Source organism: Halanaerobiales bacterium, from assembly GCA_035270125.1.
In the GTDB taxonomy this organism is placed as follows: domain Bacteria; phylum Bacillota; class Halanaerobiia; order Halanaerobiales; family DATFIM01; genus DATFIM01.
Map to the genome: position 1 here is coordinate 1 of DATFIM010000171.1, position 9,728 is coordinate 9,728.

Genomic DNA, 9,728 nt, shown 5'->3' on the forward strand with positions numbered 1-9,728 from the left:
ACTTATTCTGCTGGCCTTAGGGTTAGTGAAGTAGTAAATTTAAAATTAAAAGATATTGATAGTGAAAGAATGTTAGTTCATATTAGAAAAGCTAAAGGATCAAAGGATAGATATAGTCTTTTATCAAAGCTGGCCCTTAAGGAATTGAGAAATTATGCAAAAGATCAGAAATTAAAAGATTGGTTATTTCCAGGAGGAAAAGAAGGGAAATATTTAAGTACTAGATCAGCTCAAAAAATTTTTAAAAGAGCATGTAAAATGGCAAATATCAAAAAAGAAGTGTCTATTCATTCACTAAGACACTCTTTTGCAACTCATCTTCTAGAAAATGGTACTGATTTGAGGTATATTCAAGAATTATTAGGCCATAGTAGCAGCAAAACTACTGAGATCTATACTCATGTAACAAAAAAAGATTTTTTGAATATTACCAGTCCTCTAGATGTTTTATAAATAATAAAGAGATAATAGTATAAATGAAATAACTACATAGATATACCTTTTTAAGCAGAATAAACGAAGTTAATTCATTTATTATATAGTTATACGTAATGTTATTCTAATCTAATTTTATGTAGATAATTGATTAATCTATTAGACATCTTATGTTTTTTTCTGAGATTTACCGCATAATTAATAATTGTGTAAATGAAATGTTAAAAATTCCTCTAAAAACTAATATAAAAAAGAAAATGTAATTATGATTACAAAAAGCATTTGATTTTCTTTTTATGTTTATTTTAATGGTTACAGCATTTTATCCTAGTTTTAGTCTAATAGTTTCTGCTAGTTCAAATGTTAATTCAGAGAATGAAAGTGAAATTGGACTTTAGAGTTTTATTATAATTTATCTCATTAAAGTAAATATTTAAAGAGTAACTTGGGAGGGTATATAACTTACTAATTGCTATTTTTATTATGGTTATAACTCATGGAAAAAACCGAAAATGACAAAGCCTTAAAATTAGGTTGGCATGGAATATTTATAAGAATTATGGTGTTGCTAATTCATCAAATAATTAATCAAAATTTTTGTTTTATAACTCTATTACTTATAAGTCTTTTGATTTATTAGGGATTATCAATTCTCTTCACTCAAATATTCAAAATTATTTTTATAAGTTAGTAATATAAATTTATTAGGTATTTATTATATTGAATAAATTGAAGAGGAGTGTTTTATTTGAATAATAAAAAAATAAGATTATTAATGACATTTATTATTGCAATAATATGGGGATATTTTGCAGATTTAAGACATGGAGATATTGGATGGTTTATTGGAAAAATTATTTTTATGCCTACTTTTCATTATATTATTTTTGAGCGAGGAAATTAAAACATACAAAATAATGTGCAATATAAAAAAACATAGAATATTAAAAAATAAAAAATTATTTATTAGGCTATAAAATTAATTATTTTTTTATAAGCCGAATAACACTACGTATAACATGGTGTTCCCGCTAACGGCTAAAGATCAAGCCGGCCTTACGGACATGCTCTCTGTCACAAAGTATGCAATGAATTAGGTAAGTTATGAAGTAGCAAACTTTCTGCCAGGCCTAACGGCACGAGCACGTCGGGAACACCAGGGACGTTATACGAAAGCAGCACACCATATTTAAAAGTAGTATCATAGTAATGAGCTTTAAAGCTGTATTACTGAATAACATAAAACCTTTTATTTCTTTATAAATATTAGATACTACAGTTCTTTATATAAATATAAATCTTAATATGATTGAAAAATATATTTGTCAAAATAAATTATTGAAAATTAAATATATTAATTTTAAAGGAGTAATAAAATGAGTTTTTATAAAAATAAAGAAAATGTAAAAAAGTATATTGAAATGGCGGAAGGTTATGACGGTAAATATTTAATTAAAATATTAAAAAAATACTTACCAGAAGGATCAAGTATTCTTGAATTAGGAATGGGACCTGGTAAAGATTTAGATATTTTAAGTAAATATTATGAAGTTACTGGCTCTGATTATTCTGAATTATTTCTTGATTTGTATAGAGAAAAAAATAAAAATATGAATGTAGATTTGTTAGTTCTTGATGCAAGAACGCTTGAGATTAGCAAAAAATTTGATTGTATATATTCTAACAAAGTCCTATATCATCTTACTAAAAGTGAACTAAAAAAATCTTTAAATAGACAATGGGAAATATTAAATAAAGATGGTATATTATTTCATTCGTTTTGGAAAGGAGATAAGAAAGAAAAACAGAAAGGATTAAATTTTGTATATTATACTGAGGAAAAATTAAGAGAAATGATTAGTGATAATTTTGAAATTATAGATATTGAATCATATACAGAAATGGAAGATAGTGATTCATTATATCTTATTTTGAAGAAAAAATGAAAAAAGGTTATTGAGTATTAATGGGATACTTCAAATCTATGACATTTTAAAGTTAATTTTAAAAAGAAATTTATGCTAAAATAAACTATCACTTATTTAACTATTATTACAGTTAATATAATTATTTTTTGTGTTTTAATTTATAGAGAATTAAATTAACTATTAAGAGGTGTGCTGCCTTCGTATAACATGAGTATTTCCGTTACGGCTAAAAACCAGCCTACCCTTCGGGACATTGACTTTGTCATGATTTATGCAAAATTCGGCATAAATCACACCAACCCTACCGGGACGATAACGTCGGGAACACTAGGAACGTTATATGACATTGGACCTTGGGTATAAAACTATGTAAAAAAATAAGTCCTGCAAAGGACTTATAGTAAAAAGTCATATTTTCTTTTTCCATGTATAATTCTGCGAATTTCAATTTCTAAATCACTTTCATTTACAACATAAAAGACTAAGTATTTTTCAATTATTAATACACGATATCCTTTATACTGTAGAAGTGAATCTTTTGGCACAGAACCCATTAATGGGAAGTCTTCTAATTTAGAAATTGTGTTTTCAATTTTATTTAACAAATTTAAGGCAGCACTTGGATTATCTTTTTGAATATATTCAATTATATCAATAAGATCTCTTCGAGCAACAGGGAGATACATTATACTATACTTTTTACTCATTTAATTTTGCCTTCATTTCTTTCATTAAATCTTTATGGGATATTTTAGTTTTATTTGATTCACTTTCTAATTCAGCTTCACCTAATTTTTGGTATAGGTCAATTAGAGATTTTTGTTTTTCATATAGAGCCTGACTCATGACAACCATATCACCTTTACCATTTTTAGTCAGGAAGACAGGTTCACCTTCTTCATGGCAAAGTTCTGATATTTGTTTAAAGTTATTTCTTAAATCTGAAACAGGTCTAATATTAGGCATATAACCACTCCTTATCATTTAAGTTAATAATATTATATCATAATTATGATAATAAAGAAACATAATTATGTGTGTAACAATAAATGAAAGTTAGAGATAGTCCAACGTCATATAACAAAGGGTTCCCGTTACGCCAAAGAGCAGGCTACCCTACGTGACATGCTCTCTGTCACAAAGTTTGCAGTAACTTAGGTAAGTGGTTTGGGCAGCAAACTTTGCGCCAGGTCCTACGGACACGAGCACGTCGGGAACCCTCGGGACGTTAGGCGACATAGATTTCAGGAGGTGTTTTTTTGAACATAATTAAAAAATTAGAATCAAAGTTTGATATTAAATTCAACTTAGTGAAATATGATGTTTCAGACCTTAGTACAGGACATACAATTAAAAATATTATCGAAAATTCAAAAGAAATAATTTCTTATTATAATAATGATTTTTCTTATCAAATTAATTCAGTTGATGAGTATATAGATTTTTTATTTTTAAAATATTTGACTTTGCATGAAGATTGCTCAAATTATATTTTTGAAGAGTATAAAGATAATTTTGAAAAAACCATTTCTTTTGCTAAAAAGAAATTAGATTCATTTAACAATAGAAAAATAATAAAATTTTTACAAAATAATTATCGATTAATTTTCTCTTATGACCAAAGTAGTTTTTTAAAGGAAGGTATAGATAGTTTAACATTAAATTATTTTTTGAAATTTAACAAAGGGTTAATAAATTCCGGAATAGTAGATTATTTAATTGAAAACAGAGCACTTTTTTTATTTGATAATTTAGAAAAGATAGAGAATATATTAAAAAGTTATGATGAGGAAGCCTTAAAAAAATTAATTTTAAAAAAAGAAAATTTCAGTAAAATTGCAGAATACAGATATAGAGAACTATGTGATTATGCGATTTTTTGTTATAAGAACGATGACATAAAATTATCTAAATTAATTGCTGATAAAATTTATTCATATTGTATGAAGAAATTTGATAATCTAAATGATGATGAAATTTATTATCTTCAATCAATAATGTCTGAAGGACTTAGAGTTTTGAAATTAACTAAAAGTGATTATGCTGCTGAATTTTCAAATAAATTAAAAAAGTTAAGTTCTAAGTCTAATAAATATTTAAATAAAAATGGGAAAAAGATTGAATTTGAAATTTCTAATGAACCATATATTGAGGTTATAGATAAACTTGAAAAAAAGTTTAATAAATATATGTTTTTATCTCATGAAATATCTGAGGATACAAAGCTCTGGGAAGCATATATTGAAAAAATAAATAATAATTATAAACCTACATTAATGGATTTTGCTACAACAATAACTAAAACAAATGATTACTTTACAGCAGGTAAACTTAGAATGATAGATCAATCTTTATTTCAATGTACTACCTTTTCATATTATTGGACAAATGATAATGATAGGATTGAAGAACTTTTTAATTTAATTAAAGAAGTGGTTGAAATTATTTATTCGCAATTTGAAATAGAATATGAAGATAAAGAAATTGAAAAAGATATTGAGGCTATAAAACAAGCGATAATAAGTTTAAAAAGTGAAAATGGTAATGATTATTATCGACATGGTTCAGTTTTTTATATTATCTCAGTTCTTGAAAAAGTTTTAAGAAAGATTTATTGTAAGCTAAATAAAAATGGTTATTTCTTAAAAACTAGTGTTACTCTTAGTACTCTTATTGGGAATAAAAATAGTAATCCAAATGAAAAAATGTTGAGTTTAATTGGCAAACATCAGATTAAATGGCTTAGATTTTACTTATTAAATGATGAAAGAAATGTGGGGAAAAATTTAAGGAATAGAATTGCTCATTTTAGGGATATTAGGATTGGAGATATAAGCGAACCACAAGTTATGAAAATACTTTGGTTATTTATTTCAACAATTAATTCAATCATGGTTAATTCAGTTAACCATTTTGAATTTGAAGAAGATGTATAGTTTATGACTAAAATCTACATCGCCTAACATGGGGTTAGCGACATCTAGGCTAAGAGGTTAGGTAGGGTAGCAATTACATATGAAAGTTTTAGAGAATGGACAAGTTATAGTAGGGGAGAGCTAGACGTCGCGAACCCCAGGGACGTTAGGCGATATCACCCTCATTTTAGTAAATTTCAAGCATATTTATTTAAGAAGGAGGTGATCGCTTTGGTTAAAAAAATAGCCAAAGTAATGCTTATTTTGATGTTTTTAATAGGATTTTCTTTGATACAAAATCAAATTATCGTATACGCAAGTGACTCTACAAATCAATACAATATAGATGATTTATCAAACGCAGTTCTGGAAAATGATTTGAAATTTGCACAAGAAATTATTAATAGTAAGAATTTAGATATTAATCAAAAAGACTCAAATGGCAAGTATCCTTTAGAAATAGTATTAGTTATGGGGAACTGTGAGATGGCAGAATTATTACTTGAAAATGGAGCAAATCCATACGTAATTACATCAAGTGGTCAATCTATTTACGAATTAGCAATGAATAGTTACAATAAAACATTGAAAGAAATTGTTGAAGAAGCAGCAGAAAATTATATTAAGTATACTGTTGATCAATTATCTCAGGCAGTATTAGTAAATGATATTGTTACAGTAAATAATATTTTAGAGAGTAAAACTGTTAATATAAATCAAAGGGATTCTAATGAAAAATATCCATTAGAGATGGTATTAGTTATGGGGAATTGCGATATGGCAAGGATTTTACTTAAGGCAGGAGCAGATCCACATTTAAAAACCAAAAATGGGAAGATCATATATGAATTAGCAATGAACTTTGACAGCAAAGCATTGAAAGCGATTTTCAAAAGATATAACTAACTATTATGGTGACGTCGTCTAACACAATGTTCCCGTTCGCCAAAAAAAGGGCGACCCTACGGGACATGGCTTTTTGGCAAGCTGTTTGCAATTAAGAGGATAGCTGCGGCGATCAAACGCAAACAGCATGCCAACCCTAAGTAAAATAAACTAGGCAAATAATGTTCGGGACAAGCCACGTCGGAAACACTGGGGACGTTATCTGACATGCCTAACTTAATAAGAAACGAAAATTGAAGCAAAAAATTATAACCTAGCAATTCAGGTCAAGAATTTATCATGATAAATGTGTTATCCTTTTTAAAGGAGGTGAAACCATGGAGAGATGGGAAAAAATTAATGCAGTTCAACGTATGCAAGATTATATAGAGGAACATATAAGGGAATCAATTACTTTACATCAGCTAGCCCGGGCAGCTGGTTATTCTCCCTGGCATTCTGGGAGAATTTTTAAAGAACTAATTGGTAAAACTCCTTTTGAATATATTAGAAAACTTCGTCTTTCTCGAGCTGCTGTTAAACTCAGAGATGAAGAGCAAAAAATAATTGATGTAGCATTTGATTTTGTTTTTGATTCACATGAGGGGTTTACCAGGGCATTTTCTAAACAATTTGGTATGAGTCCTAATTATTACTCCCAAAACACACCACCAATAAAACTATTTTTACCCCATCGTATCCGTGAATATTACCTTACTTTACAAAAAGGAGAGAATAACATGAGTAAAAAGTCTAATGTTGATACTGTCTTTGTTCAGGTTGTTGATCGACCAGCTAGAAAAATAATATTAAAGTGGGGAACTGAAGCGACCCATTACTTTGAGTATTGTGATGAAGTTGGTTGTGATGTTTGGGGAGTTTTAACAAGTATAAAAGAAGCTATATATGAACCAATTGGCATGTGGATGCCCGAAAATTTACGTAAAGAAGGCACATCAAAATATGCTCAGGGAGTGGAAGTTCCTGTTGATTATTCTGGCGAAGTACCAGATGGATTTGATATAATTGATCTTCCTCCATGTAAAATGATGATTTTTCAAGGAGAGTCTTATGAAGATGAAAATTTTCAAGAAGCGATTGGTTCATTATGGGAAGTAATGAAAAAATATAACCCTAAATTGTATGGTTTTAAATGGGCTGATGAAGATGGGCCAAGATTCCAACTGGAGCGAAGGGGATATAGAGGCTATATTGAAGGTAGACCAGTCAGAGAAATAAATAAATAAAAATCTTCTAAAACAATAACAATATTGAAAACAAAGGCTATTGCTAATTAAATATCTTAAATGAGGCACGTCATATAACAAAGTATTGCCGGTTTCGTTCCTTACGTCACTCCACCCAAATCCAGCAACCTAAGATAAGAGCTATCTAAGGTTGCTGGACTTCGGCAATACCTAAACGTTATGCGACATTCTTTATAAAGGTGGGTGTGAAATGAATTTTAAAAGATTAACTGAAGAAGTTTTTTCGCTTTATACTCAGGAAAAATATAATCAAGCTCTAGAGGTTGTACAAAAAGCTAAAAGTGAGTATCCAGAAAAATTACATAAAACTAGCTATTGGGCTGCTTGTCTTTATAACAAATTAAATAGACATAAAGAGGCGATAGATGAATTAAAGAATACATTTAATAAAGATTTTTGGTGGGCTCCAAAATTACTTACAGAAGATCCTGATTTAGAACCATTAAATGATAAACAAGAATTTAAAGAATTAATTTCAAAGTGTAAGAAACTGAGGGATGAAAGACAGTCGAATGCAAAACCAATACTGAAAGTTCTATCACCTGATAAGAAGAAAAACAGAAATTACCCTCTTTTAATTATATTACATGGACGTAACGGAAATATAAAAGAGTTCTCAAAGTATTGGACTAGTTCTTATTTAAGGGATAATTATTTACTAGCATTTTTCCAATCCTCACAAGTATTTGGAATGAAGAGTTATTGTTGGGATGATGTAGAATTGGCAAAAAAGGAAGTAAAAGAACAATATAATAATTTAGTTCAAAACTATGAAGTAGATACAAACAATGTAATTATAGCAGGAGATAATGATTATTATTATAAAAATGTGAAGAAATTATATAAAGGTATGAATGAATTAGATTATCCAATAAAATTGATAACAGAAAAGGGAATGGGACATTATCTTTGTTATGTCTTTTGCAATGAAGGGATAAGGGTTATAGTAGCAAAAGACCTGCCAACCCTAACTGGACGATAACGTCGGAAATCCTAAGAACGTTATATGAAATCTTCCCCTACCACACCTTAAAACCTATTAAGTGATGGAAAAAGGTATTTATTTTAAAAAGAATTATAGAATATATATTCTAAAAATTAACACTTTAAAGAGTTACGGTTAAGGCTGGTATTTTTAAAATTAACGATGTTGATAGTGTATGTGATAGGATGTAGTTGAGAGCAAAAAAAAAGGGAAGGCAAAATATACTTAAATTAATATACTTAAATTTAAGAGGAGGAATAAAAAAATGAATTATTTTAAAATTTTTAGTATTGTCTGGGGAGTAATTATGATTGGATTAAGATTACTGATACATATAATACCCGAAAAATGGAGTGATTTTGAGCTTAATAAAGCCTATTCAGAAAAGAAACCTAAATGGATATGGGCGGTAAGTATTTTAGCAATCTTTCTTGTCGCAACTACATGGTATAAAGAAATAACGACAGAAGTAGATTTATCAATGATATTAACTATTTTAGTAACCCTTACACTTATAAAAGTATCCCAGATTATATTTAACTATAATAGTTTTAGAAAATTCGTAAAGAAAGCTTTAGTTGAAGATAGACGAATTATTGCAAAGATTAATATTGCATCTACTATCTTAGGAATTATATTAATTTTACTAGGCATCTTTGTTTATTAATTCTTAATCTATGGGGTTTACGGCCCCAATTTCGTAAAAACCATAAGCTTTAGGTGCAATATTGCTAAGAGATGATAAACAAACTGCAACAATATTTAACCATTGTTTTATTTTTAGGGTAAGGGGGGCTTTGGCAGCAAAAGTCTTGCCAACCCTGATGGGACGGTAACATCGGAAATACCCGGAACGTTATTTGAAATAAGCTGAAAAGCATTTAAGGGAGTTGTGACTCATGTCTGAAATTATTTATAAATATAATTCTTCTTTTGCAAAGAATGATATTTTAAGTTTATATGATAGTGTGGGTTGGTCTGAGTATACTAAAAATATAGAAAAACTACTAAAAGCTTTAAATAATTCTCTGTATATACTAACAGCGTGGGATAAAAACAAACTGGTTGGATTAATTCGAGTTGTTGGTGATGGAGAAACAATTATCTATATTCAAGATATTTTGGTCTTAAGAGAATATCAACGACAGGGAATAGGTTCAAAATTATTGAAATCAGTTCTTGATAAATATAATAAGATTAGACAAAAAGTTCTTTTGACTGATGACACTGAAAAAACTAGATTATTTTATGAAACAAATGGATTTGAATCAGCTAATAAATTAAATCTTGTTTCATATGTAGCAATAAATAA

11 protein-coding genes are annotated in these 9,728 nt (G+C 28.4%); 9 read left to right on the top strand and 2 right to left on the bottom strand.

Going from position 1 to position 9,728, the window contains the following annotated elements:
- The 3 genes from VJ881_09070 to VJ881_09080 form a co-directional block, all read left to right on the top strand.
- Nucleotides 1-453, top strand: a 453-nt coding sequence (locus VJ881_09070; protein HKL76203.1) for a tyrosine-type recombinase/integrase, incomplete at its 5' end; no start/stop codon positions are given.
- 730 nt (nucleotides 454-1,183) lie between these two features.
- On the top strand, nucleotides 1,184-1,339 hold the full coding sequence (locus VJ881_09075; protein HKL76204.1) for a hypothetical protein: 156 nt from the start codon (nucleotides 1,184-1,186) through the stop codon (nucleotides 1,337-1,339).
- A 472-nt stretch (nucleotides 1,340-1,811) separates the two neighbouring features.
- Nucleotides 1,812-2,381: a class I SAM-dependent methyltransferase gene (locus VJ881_09080; protein HKL76205.1), complete on the top strand. Its 570-nt coding sequence runs from the start codon at nucleotides 1,812-1,814 to the stop codon at nucleotides 2,379-2,381.
- Nucleotides 2,382-2,758: 377 nt separating this feature from the next.
- Here VJ881_09080 and VJ881_09085 read toward each other — a convergent pair whose 3' ends face one another.
- Entirely contained in the window at nucleotides 2,759-3,070 is a 312-nt protein-coding gene (locus VJ881_09085) for a type II toxin-antitoxin system RelE/ParE family toxin (protein ID HKL76206.1), read from the bottom strand.
- Nucleotides 3,063-3,329, bottom strand: coding sequence for a type II toxin-antitoxin system Phd/YefM family antitoxin (locus VJ881_09090; GenBank protein ID HKL76207.1), 267 nt, complete (start codon nucleotides 3,327-3,329; stop codon nucleotides 3,063-3,065). The genes VJ881_09085 and VJ881_09090 overlap by 8 nt, the downstream gene beginning before the upstream one ends.
- Nucleotides 3,330-3,622: 293 nt before the next feature.
- Here VJ881_09090 and VJ881_09095 point away from each other — a divergent pair, with 293 nt between their 5' ends.
- The 6 genes from VJ881_09095 to VJ881_09120 all read left to right on the top strand — a co-directional run.
- Entirely contained in the window at nucleotides 3,623-5,299 is a 1,677-nt protein-coding gene (locus VJ881_09095; protein HKL76208.1) for a hypothetical protein, read from the top strand.
- Between the two features lie 210 nt (nucleotides 5,300-5,509).
- The gene (locus VJ881_09100) at nucleotides 5,510-6,184 is read left to right on the top strand and encodes an ankyrin repeat domain-containing protein (GenBank protein ID HKL76209.1); all 675 of its coding nucleotides are present in this window, start codon (nucleotides 5,510-5,512) and stop codon (nucleotides 6,182-6,184) included.
- A gap of 317 nt (nucleotides 6,185-6,501) precedes the next feature.
- Nucleotides 6,502-7,410, top strand: a complete 909-nt coding sequence (locus tag VJ881_09105; protein HKL76210.1) for an AraC family transcriptional regulator — start codon at nucleotides 6,502-6,504, stop codon at nucleotides 7,408-7,410.
- A 211-nt stretch (nucleotides 7,411-7,621) separates the two neighbouring features.
- Nucleotides 7,622-8,413 carry a hypothetical protein gene (locus tag VJ881_09110; GenBank protein HKL76211.1) on the top strand — a complete coding sequence of 264 codons (792 nt, stop codon included), beginning with the start codon at nucleotides 7,622-7,624 and terminating at the stop codon, nucleotides 8,411-8,413.
- Nucleotides 8,414-8,681: 268 nt separating this feature from the next.
- Nucleotides 8,682-9,083, top strand: coding sequence for a hypothetical protein (locus VJ881_09115; GenBank protein HKL76212.1), 402 nt, complete (start codon nucleotides 8,682-8,684; stop codon nucleotides 9,081-9,083).
- 232 nt (nucleotides 9,084-9,315) lie between these two features.
- A partial coding sequence (locus VJ881_09120) for a GNAT family N-acetyltransferase (GenBank protein ID HKL76213.1) occupies nucleotides 9,316-9,728 on the top strand: 413 nt, incomplete at its 3' end.